General features: G+C 39.3%; 14 protein-coding genes and 1 riboswitch. Of the genes, 7 read left to right on the forward strand and 7 right to left on the reverse strand.

The genetic code is table 11. The features are described 5' to 3' along the window. The first annotated feature begins 514 nt into the window (after positions 1 to 514). The 7 genes from ACQKL0_RS18315 to ACQKL0_RS18345 all read left to right on the forward strand — a co-directional run bounded on the left by ACQKL0_RS18315 (position 515) and on the right by ACQKL0_RS18345 (position 9,852). Complete coding sequence (locus tag ACQKL0_RS18315) at positions 515 to 1,276, forward strand: 2-keto-4-pentenoate hydratase (RefSeq protein ID WP_402959466.1); 762 nt, start codon at positions 515 to 517, stop codon at positions 1,274 to 1,276. A gap of 303 nt (positions 1,277 to 1,579) precedes the next feature. Continuing rightward, the gene (locus ACQKL0_RS18320) at positions 1,580 to 2,629 is read left to right on the forward strand and encodes a 2,3-butanediol dehydrogenase (protein ID WP_402991610.1); all 1,050 of its coding nucleotides are present in this window, start codon (positions 1,580 to 1,582) and stop codon (positions 2,627 to 2,629) included. Positions 2,630 to 2,962: 333 nt separating this feature from the next. Beyond that, on the forward strand, positions 2,963 to 4,930 hold the full coding sequence (locus tag ACQKL0_RS18325) for a sigma-54-dependent Fis family transcriptional regulator (RefSeq protein WP_427689016.1): 1,968 nt from the start codon (positions 2,963 to 2,965) through the stop codon (positions 4,928 to 4,930). Positions 4,931 to 5,201: 271 nt separating this feature from the next. Then, positions 5,202 to 6,554: a dihydrolipoyl dehydrogenase gene (gene lpdA, locus ACQKL0_RS18330; RefSeq protein ID WP_427689018.1), complete on the forward strand. Its 1,353-nt coding sequence runs from the start codon at positions 5,202 to 5,204 to the stop codon at positions 6,552 to 6,554. 24 nt (positions 6,555 to 6,578) lie between these two features. Further along, entirely contained in the window at positions 6,579 to 7,526 is a 948-nt protein-coding gene (locus ACQKL0_RS18335) for a thiamine pyrophosphate-dependent dehydrogenase E1 component subunit alpha (protein WP_402875505.1), read from the forward strand. 17 nt (positions 7,527 to 7,543) lie between these two features. Beyond that, positions 7,544 to 8,599 (forward strand): alpha-ketoacid dehydrogenase subunit beta, encoded by a 1,056-nt coding sequence (locus ACQKL0_RS18340; protein ID WP_402875503.1) that lies wholly within the window; start codon positions 7,544 to 7,546, stop codon positions 8,597 to 8,599. A 14-nt stretch (positions 8,600 to 8,613) separates the two neighbouring features. Then, positions 8,614 to 9,852, forward strand: coding sequence for a dihydrolipoamide acetyltransferase family protein (locus tag ACQKL0_RS18345; protein WP_427689020.1), 1,239 nt, complete (start codon positions 8,614 to 8,616; stop codon positions 9,850 to 9,852). Positions 9,853 to 9,969: 117 nt separating this feature from the next. Here the strand turns inward: ACQKL0_RS18345 and ACQKL0_RS18350 are convergent, their stop codons facing one another. The 7 genes from ACQKL0_RS18350 to ACQKL0_RS18380 form a co-directional block, all read right to left on the reverse strand. Beyond that, the gene (locus ACQKL0_RS18350; RefSeq protein WP_427689022.1) at positions 9,970 to 10,602 is read right to left on the reverse strand and encodes a DUF305 domain-containing protein; all 633 of its coding nucleotides are present in this window, start codon (positions 10,600 to 10,602) and stop codon (positions 9,970 to 9,972) included. Between the two features lie 259 nt (positions 10,603 to 10,861). Continuing rightward, the gene (locus ACQKL0_RS18355; protein ID WP_427689024.1) at positions 10,862 to 12,058 is read right to left on the reverse strand and encodes a M14 family zinc carboxypeptidase; all 1,197 of its coding nucleotides are present in this window, start codon (positions 12,056 to 12,058) and stop codon (positions 10,862 to 10,864) included. Positions 12,059 to 12,617: 559 nt separating this feature from the next. Beyond that, entirely contained in the window at positions 12,618 to 13,616 is a 999-nt protein-coding gene (locus tag ACQKL0_RS18360) for an HAAS signaling domain-containing protein (protein WP_427689026.1), read from the reverse strand. Then, positions 13,603 to 13,950, reverse strand: a complete 348-nt coding sequence (locus ACQKL0_RS18365) for a PadR family transcriptional regulator (RefSeq protein ID WP_427689028.1) — start codon at positions 13,948 to 13,950, stop codon at positions 13,603 to 13,605. Before ACQKL0_RS18365 ends, ACQKL0_RS18360 begins: the two co-directional genes overlap by 14 nt. Positions 13,951 to 14,482: 532 nt before the next feature. Next, positions 14,483 to 16,192 carry an adenine deaminase gene (gene ade / locus ACQKL0_RS18370; protein ID WP_427689030.1) on the reverse strand — a complete coding sequence of 570 codons (1,710 nt, stop codon included), beginning with the start codon at positions 16,190 to 16,192 and terminating at the stop codon, positions 14,483 to 14,485. 83 nt (positions 16,193 to 16,275) lie between these two features. Next, positions 16,276 to 16,380, reverse strand: a riboswitch (purine riboswitch). Between the two features lie 239 nt (positions 16,381 to 16,619). Further along, the gene (locus tag ACQKL0_RS18375; protein WP_427689032.1) at positions 16,620 to 16,970 is read right to left on the reverse strand and encodes a transposase; all 351 of its coding nucleotides are present in this window, start codon (positions 16,968 to 16,970) and stop codon (positions 16,620 to 16,622) included. Then, entirely contained in the window at positions 16,963 to 18,543 is a 1,581-nt protein-coding gene (locus ACQKL0_RS18380; protein ID WP_427689034.1) for a T7SS effector LXG polymorphic toxin, read from the reverse strand. Before ACQKL0_RS18380 ends, ACQKL0_RS18375 begins: the two co-directional genes overlap by 8 nt. Positions 18,544 to 18,693: the final 150 nt, after the last annotated feature.

Raw genomic sequence — 18,693 nt, forward strand, 5'->3', positions numbered from 1 at the left:
ATTTAAATGGTTTTTTACTTGGATTTTTTTGTTCGTCCCATCCCTAGGACTAAACGTTTATCCCTAAAGTACTTAATAACCTTAACAAAGATTGAAATAAGATTCAAATGAAGCGGAGTGTAAACCGTGATGATACCTGGCTTAATTGCATGATAAGATCCCACTATTCTCACGCGGATAATTTGCTTCGATTACCCTCGGTTAACTTTGACGTACCAACGGTGTAAGCCCTTACCGAAAAACCGCGTAATTGGTTCCGTACCGAAGACGTAAAAAGTTTTTTTAAAAAAATGAAATTGTTTCACATTTTTGGGTAAATCCTACGGGTTGATTTGGATAAAATTAGTAGGCAATTAGATGGATTCTACAACCCATCTAACCAGGTTTTTCAAACAAAAACGTTTAAGGCATTCCATGATTTCTATTTCACTGGTTTTCTGGCAGAAAGAATAAACTCTTCCTTTTAAAAAATGTTAGAATAGTATTAATATTCAATTAGAAGGGATGAGATAGAATGATTAAGGAAGTCTTTTTGAACAAATTGTCTGACTCCTACATACACGTAAAGGCATTGAAAAAGGACGTTTTTTCATCACATATCAGTTTGGAAGAAGCCTATCGAATTCAACATGCTTTCACTGCCGCAAAAAGAGCAAATGATGAATGCCTGAAAGGGTATAAAATCAGTATGACTAGTCCCGAAACACAAGCCTTGTTTAACGCCAAGGAACCGTTGTATGGACAGTTAACCGATAAACAAATAACCAATAAGATCTCTTTAAGTAAGCAAATGCTAAGTCCGCTGATCGAACTGGAGTTAGTCTTTATTGTCAAAGAGCCCTTGACTGCCGCTTCTACTGAAGAAGAAATAATCAACAAAACACAAATTGCTCCAGGATTAGAAGTTCCTGATTCCCGCTTTGAGGATTGGTTTCCTAAAATGCCAAAAGAACAGGTTTGCGCAGATGGGGCAGTTGGCGGAAAAGTAACCATCGGGGAAGCAAAAGACTACACCTACACTGATATAGACAATATCAATGGCAAGTTGCTCTTCAATGGACAAACCATTGATGAAGGTACATCTTCGGTTGTAATGGGGCATCCGCTCAAGGCCATCATGTGGCTACTTGAAAAACTCGGGCAACATAATTTAACACTCGAACCAGGCATGTTCGTATCATCTGGCACATTCATCCTACCAAAAACACTAGAAATCGGGATGTATACTGGTCAATTTGAAGGAATCGGCTCCGTTACGTTATCGGTTACGGAATAAATAAGGACCGCAATGTCTCAGTGAAAAAGGGAAAGGCCTCAAAAGCCTCTCCCCTCTCCATGCATCTCATTCGAAAACGCCTCTCCCATATTTTTTCTCAACATACCCCTATCCAGCAATTTGATTGAACCCGTTCAATAACTCTCGTAAGATCACTTTCGAAGTGCTTAAGACTACTACCCTATCATCCAAAACTTCTCGTTTACTAGACTCTACTGAAAATTGAAAGAAAATTACGATAATAGTATACTGATTTTGAGATTCAGTGGTAATAAAATCCATACTACAAAAGGAAGTGTCAATATGAAAGCGCTCAGATGGCATAATACTAAAGATTTAAGATTAGACAATATCGAAGAGCCACATGCAAAAAAAGGCGAAGTTAAACTTAAAGTCGAGTGGTGTGGAATTTGTGGGAGTGACTTGCATGAGTATACGGCAGGACCCATATTCATCCCAGCGGAAGAACCACATCCTTTAAGCGGGGATAAAGCTCCGATTGTTATGGGGCATGAGTTCTCTGGAAAAGTCATTGAAATTGGTGAAGGCGTCACTAAAGTAAAGGCCGGGGATCGCGTTGTTGTGGAACCCATCTATTCATGCGGTGAATGTGATGCATGCAAACAAGGGAAATACAACCTTTGCAACAAAATGGGGTTCTACGGACTTGCTGGAGGCGGAGGCGGATTTTCCGAATACACTTCTGTTCCAGAACATATGTTACATAAACTTCCTGAAACTGTTTCATATGAGCAAGGAGCACTTGTCGAGCCCTCAGCTGTGGCTCTTCATGCTGTAAAACAAAGCAAACTACAAGTTGGCGATAAAGCTGCCGTCTTTGGAACTGGCCCAATCGGTTTATTGGTTATTGAAGCCCTTAAAGCAGCCGGAGCGGCGGAAATCTATGCGGTTGAGTTATCGGAACAACGTAGACAGAAAGCAGAAGAACTTGGAGCCATCGCAATTGACCCAAATAACGGAGATGTTGTAGAACAAATTCAAAACCTTTCAAATGGTGGAGTGGATGTTTCTTATGAAGTCACAGGAATCCCACCAGTCTTAACACAAGCCATCAACTCCACTACATTCAATGGTGAGACGATGATTGTAAGTATTTTTGAAAAAGAGGCCCCCATTCATCCTCAAAATATCGTTCTGAAAGAACGTACAGTAACGGGTATCATTGGCTATCGTGATGTATTTCCAGCTGTCATAAGCTTAATGGCACAAGGATACTTCCCGGCCGACAAACTAGTAACTAAGCGTATCACGCTTGATAATGTAATCGAAGATGGCTTCGAAGGTCTATTAAAAGAAAGAAATCAAATAAAAATATTAGTACAAGCTAAATGAGATGAAAATCCGTTAAAGAATGTTCGGATAGATGAACTGGATAGTCTAACGACTATCCAGCAACATGATCTTTAGCATTCCTTCCTGTTTTATTTATATGTAATGGCTTGCCTTCTTCGTTATGGATCACTTCGCTAAGTGATGATGGACCAAAAGAGCTAAATGCTAATCTTCTTCATTCAATACCAATACTTCATCTTCTATAAATTAAAACCCGCTTTAGCTTGGTCCTTTTTAATAATATCTTCTAGCTATCGTTAATTTAAATGGCTGGAATAAGTTGTTTTAAATTAACGAGATACACCTAAGTAACAATATGATGGAGGACATTCAATGAATCAGACACTTAGAAGAGCTATTGTTGAATCCCAAGAATACAACCTTTCCACGAAAAGCGCTTGGAACCTTTACCAAGAAAAAGGACAGTATCCTGATAAAAGCATCCGGGCTGAGATTTTCGATTCATGGGAAAATTCCAAGAAACTAGGCATCAGCCCATTCCAGAATAAAATTAATGAGATCATTAGCCCAAACACTTTGAAGACTCGGCTCGATAAAAACCAGCAATTGCTTTCATTCGCTACCCCGAAAATAAACAGTTTGTCAGATATCCTACATGACTCTAAAACAATGCTTTCCATTACGGATAAACATGGTACTATTCTGCACTCCTCCGGTGAAAAGGGTGTATTGGAAAATGCTGAGCGGATAAGTATTTTCACGGGGGGCACATGGAGTGAAACATCTGCAGGAACAAACGCGGTAGGAATGGTGTTGAAGACGAAACAACCTTCTCGAGTTTTGTTTTCTGAACACTTCTGTGAAAAAAATCATGATTGGTATTGTGTCGCCTCCCCCATTTTGGATCCTTTTACAAACGAGCTAATAGGAATCATCAATATTGCAGGTTGCTCTAATCAAGTGCACCAACACACGATTGGGCTCGTCATTTCAGAAGTGAACAATATATCGAAATCTATTGATCGGCAATATCATGAGTATATTCTGCGTAATAATTTATTTTTGAATACAGCACTAGAAGGTGTGGAAGATGCCGTATTTGTAGTGAATACTGGAAAAAGCATTATAGAAAAAAATAGAGTGGCCAAATCGCATTCCATCCTAAAAGATGTTCAATCAATCAAGCATCTCCCTGAATTAGATAGACTTGTTGATTCTGTCTTACTCTACGGACTGAGAATAAGAGAAGAAAAAGTAAGTCATGATGAAAACAAGCAAAAATTCATTTGCTCCATCTATCCCGTTACTTTCCAAGACGAACGGCTAGGTGCAGTCATATTTCTAAGAGAGAATTCAGCCTATCCATCTTCCATCGGACATACGCCTTCATCAGGCCGTTCCTTACATACTAAATCTACACGCTATAACTTTGATGATATGGTCGGTTCCTCCAACGATTTTGTAGATGTCGTGAAAAAGGCGCGAAAGGCATCGTTAATCGATGCCACACTTTTCCTAACAGGAGAAACCGGGACGGGAAAAGAAGTTTTCGCGCAGGCAATCCATCAGGCAAGCAACCGCCGTGATCAGCCTTTCGTAGCGATAAACTGTGGTGCCATCCCTCATGGATTATTTGAAAGTGAACTATTCGGTTATGAATCTGGGGCCTTTACCGGAGCTAAGGCGAAAGGCAATCCCGGGAAGTTCGAGCTGGCCCAAAAAGGCACAATCTTTCTTGATGAAATTGGAGATATGCCGCTTGATTTACAAGTTCATTTACTTCGAATACTCGAAGAGAGAGTCGTCACAAGAATTGGCGGAGATAAACCAATACCTCTCGATGTTCGTGTCATCGCTGCTACTCATAAAAATTTAGCGGAAGCGGTCAAAAAAGGAGAGTTCCGCGAGGATTTATATTATCGACTTTGCGTAATCCAAATGAGAATTCCTTCTTTGCGGGAAAGAATCGACGATGTTCCTGAGTTAGTCACCCAATTCATGGAGACCATGGGTGGTCAATTCGGGAAACAAGACATCCGGATACACCCAGATACCATGGACTGCCTGACACAATACACATGGCCAGGAAACATAAGAGAATTAAAAAATGTTATCCAGCAAGCCCTATTCAATACGGAAGGAAATATAGTATTCCCATTCGACCTTCCTCCTGAATTGGTTAAAAATATAGGGGAAAACGAGAAAGAAGCGCTTATTGAAGCCATGATCAGAGAAAACGGAAACATTACCAACGTTGCAAAGACCCTTTGCATTTCCCGCTCTACCATCTATCGAAAAATCAAGCAGTATCAACTGAAACCAGAAGATTGGCTTGGATAATTAAATAACATGCAACGATAAAAGCCCAAACTTATCCACTCACTGATAGAGTGATACAGTTTGGGCTTTTTCTGTGAGACATTGATACATTTACTTGTTTCATTGGAACAGTTCTATATAGGAGATGATGATCAAAATAATGGGTGATAACCATTGATATTCATGGAGATGAACGAAATTCCACCCCCCTGCTCTATATTGGCACGCCACTTGCATAATGTATTAGTGTAGGAAAAATTCCACTTCAAGATGAAAGCCAGGTGATGTAAAGATGAAGGAATTTGACGTGATTATAATTGGCGCAGGTCCTGGAGGATATGTTTCTGCCATTCGGGCTGCACAGTTAGGAAAAAAAGTCGCCATCATCGAAAAAAAGAAAATTGGCGGGGCCTGTCTTAATGTTGGCTGTATCCCTTCCAAGACACTTTTAAAGCATGGAGAAATGATTGAAGAAATAAAAAAGGCAAACAGCTGGGGAATTGAAACGGGTGAATTATCCATTAATTTCTCAAAACTGATGAAGCGTAAAGATCAAGTAGTGCAATCATTGACGAGTGGTGTGGAACATTTGTTAAAGACAAATAAAATCACTTTATTTCAAGGAGACGCATCCATAACGGAGAACTTAATCGTTTCAATCGGTGATGACAAAATAAAAGGCCAAGATATTTTATTGGCAACCGGAAGCAAGCCCTTCATCCCTCCAATCAAAGGGCTGGATCAAGTGGATTACCTTACTACCGATTCATTTTTTGACCTGAAGGAATTGCCGAAAGCCATGGTGATCATTGGTGGTGGAGTCATTTCGGTAGAACTGGCTTTTGCCATGGCGCCATTGGGAACGAAAGTGACAATTGTCGAAGTTGCTCCTGACATTCTATTGACCGAAGATGTGGACGCACGAAAAATCATCAAAAAGGAATTGAAAAGGAAAAACATCCAAACCATCGTTAAGGCCGATATCCGGGAAGTGAAAAAAGATCAGGTTATATTAGCAGACCAAGAAATCTCCTATGATACCCTGCTAGTCGCAACCGGTAGAACCCCTAATATTGAGTTGGTACAAGACCTAAAAATAAAAATGGATGATACCAACAAGTTTGTGGCTGTCAATGAATACTATGAAACTAGTAAGAAACATGTTTATGCAGTAGGAGATTTAATCGGAGGCTATCAGTTGGCTCATGCGGCAAGTGCAGAAGGTCTAGTTGCAGTACATGCAATGAATGGCGAAGCTCCCCAACCCATAGATCAGACTGAAATCCCTAGATGCGTATATACTCATCCCGAAATTGCTTCATTTGGGCTAAGTGAAGAGCAAGCCAAGAATGACAATTATGATGTAAGCGTCACCACCTCTCCCCTTTCTGGAAATGGAAAAGCCATTGCCATGGGAGAAACAGAAGGTTTTGTTAAAATCATCTCCGATCGTACATATCAGGAAATTTTGGGGGCGGTTATTGTCGGTGCCCACGCAACCGAGTTAATCGGGGAAATTTTGGCTGTGAAACACTCAGAAGGAACGATGAATGAGCTTGCAAGCCTTATACATGCACATCCTGCAGTGGCTGAAGCAATTGGAGAAAGCGCAAATGCATTATTCAAACAAGCGATTCATATGTAAACACCAAACAAGGAGGAATTACGAATGGAAAAGAATGAAGCACTTTGGATTTATCAAAAGATGAATGAAATTAGATTTTTTGAAGATGATGTACACCGCACCTTTGGAAAAGGTTTAATACCAGGATTTGTCCATTTATACGCGGGTGAAGAAGCCGTTGCAACCGGAGTGATGAGTTTATTGGATGACGAGGATTATATTACAAGTACTCACCGTGGACATGGACATGCCATTGCAAAAGGTTGCGATATCAATGGCATGATGGCTGAAATCATGGGAAAAAAAGATGGCCTGGGTGGAGGAAAAGGCGGCTCCATGCATGTTGCCGACGTTGATAAAGGAATGCTAGGCGCCAACGGGATTGTTGGTGGTGGGTTTGGACTAGCTGCAGGTGCAGCTCTTAGCATTAAAACGTTAGGTCGGGACAATGTAGCTGTTTGCTTCTTCGGCGATGGTGCTTCAAATGAGGGTACGTTCCACGAAGGGCTAAATCTTGCTTCCATCTTAGATCTACCTGTTATCTTTGTGTGTGAAAATAACCAATTCGGCGAAGGCACACCTTTCCGATATGCAAGTGCCTCTAAAACAGTGGTCGAAAGGGCTCCAGCTTATAATATGCCCGGTGTACGTGTGGATGGCATGGATGTCGAAGCCGTATACAACGCAACAAAAGAAGCGATTGAACGGGCCAAATCCGGTAAAGGTCCTACATTAATTGAATGCGACACATACCGGCAATATGGTCACTTTGAAGGGGACGAACAAAAATACAAGACGGATGAAGATCCCAATAAAGACCGTGATCCCATTCCTGAATTCCGTGAAAAAGCGATTAAAAATGGTTGGATGACTGCAGAAGAAGCGGATTCCATTGAAGCAGCGGCAGAAAAAACAATCAAAGAGGCAGCTGCTTTTGCGGAAGCGAGTCCATTACCGGATGAATCCACTCTATATACGGATATATTTGCATAAGAATAGGAGGAATTATAATGACGAATAGACAAATTACTTTTATGTCCGCTATTACAGAAGCGATGGCACAAGCGATGCGAAAAGATGAAACGGTTATATTAATCGGTACTGACGTTGCCGGGGGTGCTAAAGTAGACCACTTAGTTCAAGATGATGGTCGTCATGATGATGCATTTGGCGGTGTTTTCGGTTTATCTAAAGGACTGGTTTCAGAGTTCGGCCGTGGACGTATCATTGACACGCCTATTGCGGAACATGGTTATTTTAGTGCAGCGGTCGGTGCTGCCGCTACAGGTTTGCGCCCTATTTCTGAATTGATGTTTAACGACTTTATCGGGTTTGCTTTGGATCCCATTCTAAACCAGGGTGCCAAGATGCGGTATATGTTTGGCGGAAAGGCAAAAATCCCGCTTACTGTCCGGACCGTACACGGCGCGGGAGCAGGTGCTGCGGCTCAACACTCCCAAACATTATATGGAATGTTCGGTTCTATTCCAGGCGTTAAAGTGGTCGTTCCTTCCAATCCCTATGATGCCAAGGGTTTGATGTTAGCAGCAATTGAAGAAGATAATTTAGTCATTTTCTCAGAAGATAAATTGCTATATGGCATGAAAGGCGATGTGCCTGAAGAATACTACACGATTGAAATTGGTAAAGCGAATGTGACTAGAGAAGGAACGGACCTTACCATTGTAGCCATCGGCAAAATGGTTCAGGTAGCTCTTGAAGTTGCAGAAACATTAAATAAAGACAGAATCTCAGTTGAAGTAATTGATTTAAGAACGGTGGCACCATGGGATCAGGAGACCGTTTTGAAGTCTGTCAAAAAAACGGGACGGCTCATTGTCATTGATGAATCCAATCCACATAACAACACGGCTACGGATATTGCCTCGGTAGTTGCAGATAAAGCTTTCGATTATCTTGATGGCCCAATCAAAACCGTTTGTGCACCAAATACACCAGTTCCATTTGCTTCTAACCTAGAGAAAGCCTACATTCCAGATGCAAAAAAAGTGTTAACAGTTGCCGAAGAATTAATAGCTGATTTGAAAAAATACGTAACGAACTAGGAGGTGAACCTACTATGAGTGAAGCAATCGTAATGCCTAAATTAGGAATGACCATGACAGAAGGTACAATTGTGGAATGGTATAAAGAAGTGGGAGACTCCGTTAATAAAGGCGAACCCATTTTAATGATCAGTTCGGAAAAATTAAACCAAGACGTTGAAGCCCCGATAACGGGCGTTTTGTTAACAAAGAATGGTGAAGTAGAAGATGAACTGGAAGTCGGTGCCACGATCGCCGTGATCGGAGACGAGGGAGAAACAATTGTAACGAATGATTTACAGGCCGTTCAATCGGATTCCCCTGCTATCCCTGAAAGTTCGGAGGCTAGTGGGAATACAGCCGATATAGCGAATACCAAAGAAAAGAAAAGTAAAGGTGACCGGACTTTCATTACTCCACTAGCTAAAAAGATGGCCAAGGCTGAAGATTTGGATATTGATTTAATTAAAGGTACCGGTGGCAATGGTAGAATTACCAAACGGGATATTCAGCATGCATTAGCAAGCAGAGTGGACGATACTCCCCCTGCCCCACCTTCACCTACACCGGCAATTGCGGAAAATGTAGGAGAAGGACTTCCTCCAATGCGAAAAGCAATTGCTCGGAATATGCGGAGAAGTTTGGCACAGACGGCACAATTGACTTTACATCGTAAAGCCAATGCAGATCACTTAATCGATTTCCAGAAAGTGTTGAGGAAAGAAATTGAGTCAAGTGAATTAGATGTCAAACTCACTTTAACCGTGTTAATTGCAAGAGCAACCGTACTTGCTTTACAAGAGTTGAAGAAAATGAACTCTCTCTATCATGATGGTCAATTGACAGAGTTCGATGAGGTTCACCTTGGAATCGCCACTTCGCTAAAAGATGGCTTGTTAGTCCCTGTTATTAAGGATGCCCATCAAAAAACAATCGGCAGCCTAGCGAAAGAAATAAAGGATTTATCGGAGAAAGCTAAAAATGGAGAAGCGGGCGGAGACTTGCTTTCCGGCTCTACATTCACCATTACCAACTTAGGAGCCAGTGGAATCGAATACTTTACACCAATTTTGAATTCGCCAGAAACAGGCATTCTAGGGGTAGGAGCTTTTCAGGATGAACTGACCCTAACAGAAAATGGCACAGTCAAATCGGTTAAGAAAATTCCATTCAGTATAACCTTTGACCATCAAATTCTAGACGGTGCAAGCGCCGCAGAATTCTTAACGATTTTAATTAAATATATCGAATCTCCTTATCTATTAGTTCTTTAAGTTTTAAAAACATACAAAAATGTTTTCCAATTTCATCTTATCCCCTTCCATTTACCATATGGACCGGTGATGAAGCATAAAGAGAAGCTGACCAAAAAAGGTCAGCTTCTTGTACTTTTAGTGAATCGTCTTTAATAGATCTTTCATTACTAAAAGTTGTTTTTGTTGAGTCGTGATAATGTTTTGGAGAAGGGTTTTGAGTTCGGCATTTTGCGTATATTTCAAGATATTTTGGGACATTTTGATGGCACCTTCATGATGCGGAATCATTTCCTCCAGGAAATCTTGATCGATATTACCCGTTGGTTTGGCATCTTCCATTGAGGCAATCATCGTTTTATAGATTGTTTGATAAGCTTTTAAGTAGGATGCTTCTGCCTTCTGGTTTACTTGCGGATTCATTTTCATTTTATTTCTAAGAGCTTCCATCTTTCCTATACCGGCAAGCTGGTCTCTTATAATTTTTGAAGCTATCAGCTTGACCTGTTCATCATGGCCATATTTCAAGACATTTTCAGCCATCGATATCGCCGCTTCGTGATGGGGAATCATTTCATATAAAAAATCAAGACTAGGGTCACCTGTCTTAGGTGCTTCCTCCATTCCTTTTTTCATGACTTGCAGGATCCGTTGATAATTATCATAATACGCTTTTTCCTCTAAACCTACCTCTGCATGTGCCTGAATACTAAACATGCAGAGTATCAGTGTAAGAAAACCTATAGTGGCTGTTCGAGTACATACCCTCATGATTGTCCCCTCCTATATGTATGCATATTTTTATTTTGCAAAATGGGGGCTTATTTTATTCAAGGTAGAATGACTTCTTCCATTCAGTCAGGGTCGGCTAAACGCTGGCTCTAGAGTAAATATGGTGTCTAAACTGGACCGAAGAAAAAATAAAGAGGCAGAAATGTCGTTATAACAACATTTCTGCCTCTCACTTCTTAAACGGATTGCTTATGACGGAACTACTTGTTCCTGAACGATAGGGCCGTCTTCCATATAATTAGATTCCCGGTTTAGACGAACTTTTAGGGATTTTTTCATAGTCTGTTGGATTAAGAGTATGAACCGATCCATCTGTCACACCAGAGATTATTCCCATAAGGCCTGTTTCAACCGTTTTCACTAACTGACCTTTCTGTTTTTGCCCAAAGTTTTGTGTTTGTCCACTCACTTCAAATAGAACCGTACCACTTCCATTTAACGCAAACGCTCCTAAAGCAGTACCTGGCAGATCAACGGTTTGATCGTACAGTGAAATATTCGTAAACACAGAATTTCCTTTTGTTTGTAATGCATTATAGGCAGTAAGAGTTAACTGACGGGAGAAATCATATTTAAAGTTATCTGCATACTCTTTATACTTAGCCCCTGCAGGTGTGCTAGGATCGTTGACGAATTTTCCCGATATAGACATCGTCACGCGGTCATCCGTTCCTTCGATATACGGGAACCCTTGGTGATGAAGATCGATAAAAACATCCACTTTACCGAATTTCGATTGTAACCCTTTATATATGTCACGTACCGTTTGTGATTCAGGTGTAATGAACCAGCCTGGCTTTTCAGATGCCCCTGGGAAGTCTTGAGGCTGTGGCACATAGTTTAAGTTTGGATTAAAGTCACGATTCACATCAAATCCCGGTTTGCTAGCATAGTCGTCTCCGGATCTTGGAGTCGTGTAATAATTCCAAGTTGGTTTAGCATTCGAGAGTTGTGGGAATTTCCCTACCACCTCTGACCATGTCATCTCATTTCCACGACGATCAAGCTCTGATCCATCTACGTTCATCATTGGTATAGCAACGATTGTTAGTTCATCAAGCATTTTTTTCACATCAGGTGAATTACTTTTACCTAGGTTTTCAAGAATGTTTAATAACGCAACCGTTCCTGTTTTTTCATTTCCATGAATTTCACTTTGGATAAGAACAACTTTTTTACCATGCCCTACCGTCACTTTGTGAATGGAACGACCTTGATTTGTTTGTCCAGCCACTTCCACTTTCACTTTCCCCTTACTCACTTGCTCAAGCTTATTTAACTTTTTTACAAGCTCATCATAATTAAGGAATGCTTCGATAGAAAGATTCGTTCCACCGGTCGGATTTGGTCCTCGTTCAGCGAAGCCGACATTCGGGCCAAGTAATGCTGCAGCTACTACTGTTGAACTTAAAACCTTTAAAAATTTCTTTTTCACATCCATTCTCCTATTCTGAAAAATATTTATTATTGAATATATTCTAGTCCTCCCTTCTTTTTCCTTTTAAACTATAATAAACACCTAAAAAGGCCTGCTAATTTTAATACCACCTATATCCTTTATCACAGAAATCAAAGCTACTCAGATCATTTTTCCCCTTTTTATTCATTAAAGAGACTTTAATCGTAAAGCCTAGAAATAAGAAATTATCGGCATAATTAGGAATTTAATTTTCAACAACTCCGCTCCATACAGGATGGAATTTGATTACTATTCAACAACAATATAGAAAAAAAGGCCTCCCTTCAATTCAGTAAACTGATAGGCGACCTTCTACTATAATATAAAACTTTTAATCCCAACTTGCTAAATGGATTTTGGGTTACACCTTGTATATGATGACTTATAATATTTCTTAGTCCTCCCATAATCAATCCCTTTTCTTGAATAAATTAATTAGCTGGGTATTGTGGAAGATAGAAGAATATTAAACCCTCAGTATACTACTTTATTAAACATTAGCATCTACTTCTACTCTTCAATAAGCACATACGAATTAACGAATTCTAGCCTTGCGATACCCACTGAATACATTTATTGCCGAAGATATAATATATATACTTATTAAGCCGCCAACTATCCATGTTTCGAATTGATTAGCCGTTGTGTTAAATAAAGTACTCATATACGAAATAAATTCTTGGTTCATTAAATTCGGATTGCTTACTATGACAATACATACAACGGTTCCGCTAAGTTCAAGAACAGTATTAAAGATTACCATCTTTTTCGTCCATTGCCCTTTGATTAATTTATAGAGAGCTAAACTAATTTCTAGTGCAATGATAACAAGGACGAATGGCCAATAACGAAGTAAAATATCCTGATTTAATGCCGGAATCACGAATTCAAGCCCAGCACCGCCGGATTCATATACACCTACAAGTTGATTTGCATAAAAATAAAGGGTTGCCCAAATCGCTGTCCACATTAAACTTCCAAATACTTCGAACTTTTTAATAGCTTTTTCCTTAGGAATAAAAGAGACGTTTTTCAAATCATCCGGTGTCCATTTTTTAAGACTTGCTGTTAATGGTTGCTGATCTTTTCCTTTATCTGTTCTTTCGATAATGGCGAAAATGAGTGTTAACCAGAAAAAGACCTGTATCCCCACTTCGATGATACTCCCTATTCCTACACCCATAATGTTGAGAACAACATTTAGAATAGCTTCATCTCCACTATAACCAATAAAATATTCGGCAATCATAGCAATTAATGAGATTACAGCAGCAATTGGTACAATCATTTTTAATAACGAGACATATACATCAAAATATCGTGGACCTATTAGATGCATTGGCTGATCTCGATAACCACTCGCTAATGTCGCTGGATTCCCTAATTTTCCCAGCACCTCCTTAATATCTTTCTCGCTGTAATTATCAGGTAGCATATCCTCAATGGTTGAACGTAGCTCGAGGGCAATATCCGCACGACCTTTTTCAGGCACCCTGCGAGTGACTTCATGAATATAAACCTCAATTAAATTCATCTTCCTCATCCCCTTTTAATAAACCATAAAGTTCTTTCGAGTTTTTAATCCATTCTTTCTTTAACTTCAAATAGATTTCCAGACCGTATTCACTTAAAACATAATACTTACGGGGTCTGCTCTCAGATTTATCCCAGCTGCTGGTTACCAACTCCTGTTTTTCTAAACGGCGAAGCAATGGATATAAGGTACTCTGATCAATGGAAATTCCCGATTCCTCCAACAACTGAACAAGTGAATATCCATACTGGGGTGTTCGCAGTTGACTTAACACGGCTAATGTCAAAGCTCCTCTCCTAAGCTCTGTCGTTAATGTATTCAGTAAATTACTCATTCACTCACCTCAATTTTATATACTATATGACATACACTATATGGTTTATACTATGTACTATACACTATAATCGTTACAATTATTACCTTTTTAGAAAATAACAAGTGTACCTTTTGGAATTTTAATAAAGAATACATCACAAACCGGTATTTTACGATAAATAAAAAAGAATCCATTTTGTGTAAAGATTGATCAAAATGGATTCTTATCTATTTTAGTTGCAATTTATTAAAGGGTTCTTTTCTACCCGTTTGCCTTACAATCGAAAGAAACAAAAAAAGAAGCTTCCCATAAGTTCAGTTAATTTATGAGAAGCCTCTTAATCCTCAATGTTACCAAAATGTTAGCATTCCACTCTAATCTTACTCCAAAACCCAGTCATATCAAGGGTCCTAAGACGTGATTACATCATGCCGCACTCGAAGGATATTTTGAACGAATATACTAGGAGGATTCATACGTTTCAGCACAAACAAGCGAGAAGGGCCTCTCAAAAATAATTGAAGACTTTTGAGAGGCCCCACTGGTTAACTTATACACTTACATCCACAAACGTAAATAAATCAACATCAAACAATCCTTGATTAGTAAGCTTTAACGAAGGAATAACTGGCAAGGCCAAAAAGGATAATGTCAGTAAAGGAGAGAATTCATCCGTAATGCCAAGTGATGACAGTGCAATCAGCAATTGGCTGTATTGATTATTCAATTCTTCAGGTGAGTTGGTTGTCATCAATCCTGCCACAGGCAATGATAATGAAGCGATGGTCCTTCCAGCACAAGCAATAGAGATACCTCCGCCTATCTTCTCAAGCTCCCTGATGGCAAGATCCATATCTTCATCATTCTTTCCGATGCAGATAATATTATGCGAATCATGAGCAATTGTTGTAGCAATCGCTCCTTTTTGCAGACGGAAGCCCTTTACAATGCCAACCCCTACACTTCCTGTACCTTTATGTCTTTCGACCACAGCCATTTTCACGAAATCCTCTTCTTCACTTGGCACAAACAGGCCATTGTCAACCGGTACCTTGTATTGCGCTTTTTTCGTCACGATCGAATTAGGAATGATTTCAATAACCCTAGCTATCTCAGAAGTCAAAGGCAGACGTAAAAGTTCTTTAGAGTAGTTTCTCAATATAACGGTATTTTCAAAAGACTCTTCTTTCGCTTGCTCTTTTTCTTCTTCGTAACGGATGCCGTTTAGCCAAACAGAATGTATATCAAATTCTTCTATTCCATTCAATAAAATAAAATCAGCATCATAGCCAGGCGCAATGGCACCTTTCCCTTTTAAATGATAGCATTGGGCAGCATTAAGAGAAGCCATTCTCATAATAGAATAGATATCGATTCCAGCCTTCAAGCATTCACGCACATGATAATCGATGCTTCCCTCTTCCATTAGATTATCGATATGCTTATCGTCTGTACAAAACATTAAACGATGCGAAAGCTCTTTCCTATAGCCGGCTAACAAATCATGAAGATTGCGGGCAGCAGAGCCTTCGCGAAGCATCACATACATACCTCTTCTGACACGTTCCACCATTTCCTCTGGTTTTACACATTCATGATCCGTTGTAATACCCGCTGTCAAATATGCATTAATATCTTTTCCGCTTAAACTGGCACCATGTCCGTCAATCGGAGCATTGTTGATCATTGCATCTGACAGCTTGGCAAGTATATCTTCCTGGCCTGATAATACTGCAGGGAAATCCATCACTTCCGCCAAGCCAAGCACAAGCTTATGATGATAAAGAGGCGCAAGATCCGAAGCCACAAGAGTCGCTCCATTGTCCTCAAAGGAAGTTGCCGGGACACAGGAAGGCAGTTGATAGCGATAATTCAATAGACAGTTTTCACTGTCCTTCAACATCCATTCTATTCCTTTTAACCCTTGGACATTTGCGATTTCATGAGGATCTGTGATAATGGTTGTAATTCCTCGCGGTAAAACAGCTTTTTGAAATTGGGAAGGAGAAAGCATACTAGATTCGATGTGAACGTGTGAATCAATTAAACCTGGAACCATTGTATATGGAGTGCCATCGATTTCTTTTTTACCATGATACTGGCCGATACCTACGAACTTACCATTATGAATGGCAACGTCCGCACGCTCCATTTCATCCGTAAATACATTTACTATTTGAACATTTTTAATAACTAGCTCCGGTAAAATGACATTCCTTGCTGCTAGTATTTGAGATTTAATCTGTTGTGGGGTCTTCATCTTATTCCTCCTCATTTTGTTTGAAAGGAAAAATAAGCAAGGAAGAACGGAGATAAACAAAATATAGCTGTTTACCTACACATTCTGTACTTATATATTCCCGTAGCCGAACTAATTAAAGTGGTTAGTTTGTAGAAACTCTTGGACCATATTTCCAAGATTATACGAGTTAATTTTAATGTTATATTGCTTTTATGCGTAAACCTTTTTATGCATTCTAACAACGCATATAATGTTAGTCAATGATAATCTTTTACATTTATCTGTACGTAACTAAACAAATGAAAAAAAGAGGCCTCCCACGAGTTCGCTGAACTCATGAAAAGTAAAAAACCTTGAAAGGCATTTAGCCAATCAAGGTAATAGGATTCATAGAAACAAAAATATCACAATTGTGTTCTACAAAACACTGTAATAAAAAGTTCAATTAGCTGTTGCTATCTCTTTCTTCTATGAATTCTAAAAAGGAATCTTGTAGTTCTCCTTCTGTATCAATAGAATCAAGCAGTAATTTAGGTTCGAACGAACAATCTTTTAAAGTTGAACCTCCATCAATTACTCCTAGCATGTTTGAAATAGTATTAATCATGGTTTGTTCAATTATCTTAATTAATATATCTTTATTTTCGTCTGTTAAACTATCGTAAAAACTAATAGCTTTTTTCCAATACTCATCTGTTTTAGGAGTAACATTTGTTGTTTCATACAAGTTCTTGTATAGTTTAAGATTCTCTTTAACTATTGAATCATAAAGTGATTTGACAAAAATCTCATTCATTTAATTTCCTCATTTCTGGATACATTTTTTTGTTTAATTCAATAAGACTCTTTAATTTAGCATTTGGTATATCATCATAGACTCTTCTTAGTTCGATAATATCCCTTGCCAATAGCTGTCTAGGATTCTCTATTCCTTTGGTACTTCTCGAAATTATACCATTAGGGCCTTTTATTGTATGACCGACCTTTGGAACATTTATTGCGGGAGCAGTATATGGATCGTAATTATCCACTAATTTCTTCATTACTGCCTTCTGGCCTGCATGATGGGCATCTAGTCCTTCTACTCCTTTAATATCCTTATATGCTACAACTTGATATTTACCCGTACCCTTACCATTAATTTCAGATTCTACTCTCGCTATTGAAATTAGCTGTTCTTTTAACCCATTACTATTAACCGTATTATAAGGGACGCCTCCAGCCAATTCTAGTTGGTTTCTAGGATTGTAAGGCAAAAGATTAGCAATAGAACTAGATAATTCTTTCGCCTTCACAGTTCCTTTCACTGCAGCCGTTTTGGTGGTTGCTACCCCGGTTTTAGTGACGGCGCCTGCGCCTTTAGTTCCTACTATTGAAGTCGCGGTTGTTCCTAGTGCATAGGATACCCATTGAGCCCGAGAATTGGCATTACCATTTACCATGTCTCGTTCGTAGGAGTCCTTGATAGATTTAGAAATATACTTATAGGTTTGAACAGGGTGGACGATAGAATTAGCCGTACCTTTAAGACTCTCTCCAGGATTCGTGACAAAATCCCATGTTCCGACTACAAAGTCTTTTCCTGCATCATAAAGGCCTTCTCCCACTCCTTTTGCAATCTCTGTCGTTTGTCTATTTATCTCTAATTGTAAAGCATATTGCTGATGACTAGGCTCTAAGTTTTCATACCCAATCTTATTAGCTATTTTGAAAAACTCATCTGGATCTGTAACGGAATCAAGCTGTGCTTTCAAGTCTTTCATCAGTCGTTTTTCTGCTTCCTCTTTCTTCACTTTCAGATATTCTTCATTCTCTTTTTTTCTTACTTCTACATTTTTAAAAGCTCCGCTATTTTTATAAGAGGTCGAATTAAAATATAAAGGAGATGTCTCCCCACCCCTTGTACTAGATTCCTTCAACTGTTGCATGAGAGCAACTATCGAATCCAGATCCTCTTCGGATTCAGCATATTCTGTCGTCCATTTATGGTCTAGTTTATGAACCTTATTGATCGTTTTGGTCCTTTTCTTTTCCGCCTTCTCCATATTTTCTAAAAAACCTTCATCGGAAAAGGGCTCTAATTGAATGATATCATGAATCCCTTCCAAGATTTTCTTCAAGTCCGTTTTCTGAGCGCGGACCATTTCCTTAGCATTATGACTAGCCGTAACTAACTCTTCTTCTAAAAAAGGGACTGTAACAATACTTTCATTGAGGTCTGCCTCAATAATATCTCCTGGAATGCCACTAAAAAATGCGATGTGACGGTCAATCAAACCCATCCATGCATTTACTACATCCACTTGCGCTTTATAAAAACCTTTAATGGCAGCCGCACCTTGGCCCTGAAATTCGTCATCCAGGTTCACGATACCATTAAATTTCTACTTTTTTTCAATAAGTGATTGCTTAGAACATGCCCATTGTTACTAATTTCACTTGAGCCTCTAACTACTAATAAGCCCTAACGCTAGAGTACAATGGTAGCTCTTTGTTAATATAATAAATAGTGGCGAACA

The organism is Peribacillus sp. NPDC097264, assembly GCF_050277925.1.
GTDB lineage: Bacteria > Bacillota > Bacilli > Bacillales > DSM-1321 > Peribacillus.

Bases quoted from the DNA above. Each gene is read 5' to 3' on its own strand.
- ACQKL0_RS18315 (WP_402959466.1), top strand. From the start codon at position 515: ATGATTAAGGAAGTCTTTTTGAACAAATTGTCTGACTCCTACATACAC.
- ACQKL0_RS18320 (WP_402991610.1), top strand. From the start codon at position 1,580: ATGAAAGCGCTCAGATGGCATAATACTAAAGATTTAAGATTAGACAAT.
- ACQKL0_RS18325 (WP_427689016.1), top strand. From the start codon at position 2,963: ATGAATCAGACACTTAGAAGAGCTATTGTTGAATCCCAAGAATACAAC.
- lpdA (WP_427689018.1), top strand. From the start codon at position 5,202: ATGAAGGAATTTGACGTGATTATAATTGGCGCAGGTCCTGGAGGATAT.
- ACQKL0_RS18335 (WP_402875505.1), top strand. From the start codon at position 6,579: ATGGAAAAGAATGAAGCACTTTGGATTTATCAAAAGATGAATGAAATT.
- ACQKL0_RS18340 (WP_402875503.1), top strand. From the start codon at position 7,544: ATGACGAATAGACAAATTACTTTTATGTCCGCTATTACAGAAGCGATG.
- ACQKL0_RS18345 (WP_427689020.1), top strand. From the start codon at position 8,614: ATGAGTGAAGCAATCGTAATGCCTAAATTAGGAATGACCATGACAGAA.
- ACQKL0_RS18350 (WP_427689022.1), bottom strand. From the start codon at position 10,602: ATGAGGGTATGTACTCGAACAGCCACTATAGGTTTTCTTACACTGATA.
- ACQKL0_RS18360 (WP_427689026.1), bottom strand. From the start codon at position 13,616: ATGAATTTAATTGAGGTTTATATTCATGAAGTCACTCGCAGGGTGCCT.
- ACQKL0_RS18365 (WP_427689028.1), bottom strand. From the start codon at position 13,950: ATGAGTAATTTACTGAATACATTAACGACAGAGCTTAGGAGAGGAGCT.
- ade (WP_427689030.1), bottom strand. From the start codon at position 16,192: ATGAAGACCCCACAACAGATTAAATCTCAAATACTAGCAGCAAGGAAT.
- ACQKL0_RS18375 (WP_427689032.1), bottom strand. From the start codon at position 16,970: ATGAATGAGATTTTTGTCAAATCACTTTATGATTCAATAGTTAAAGAG.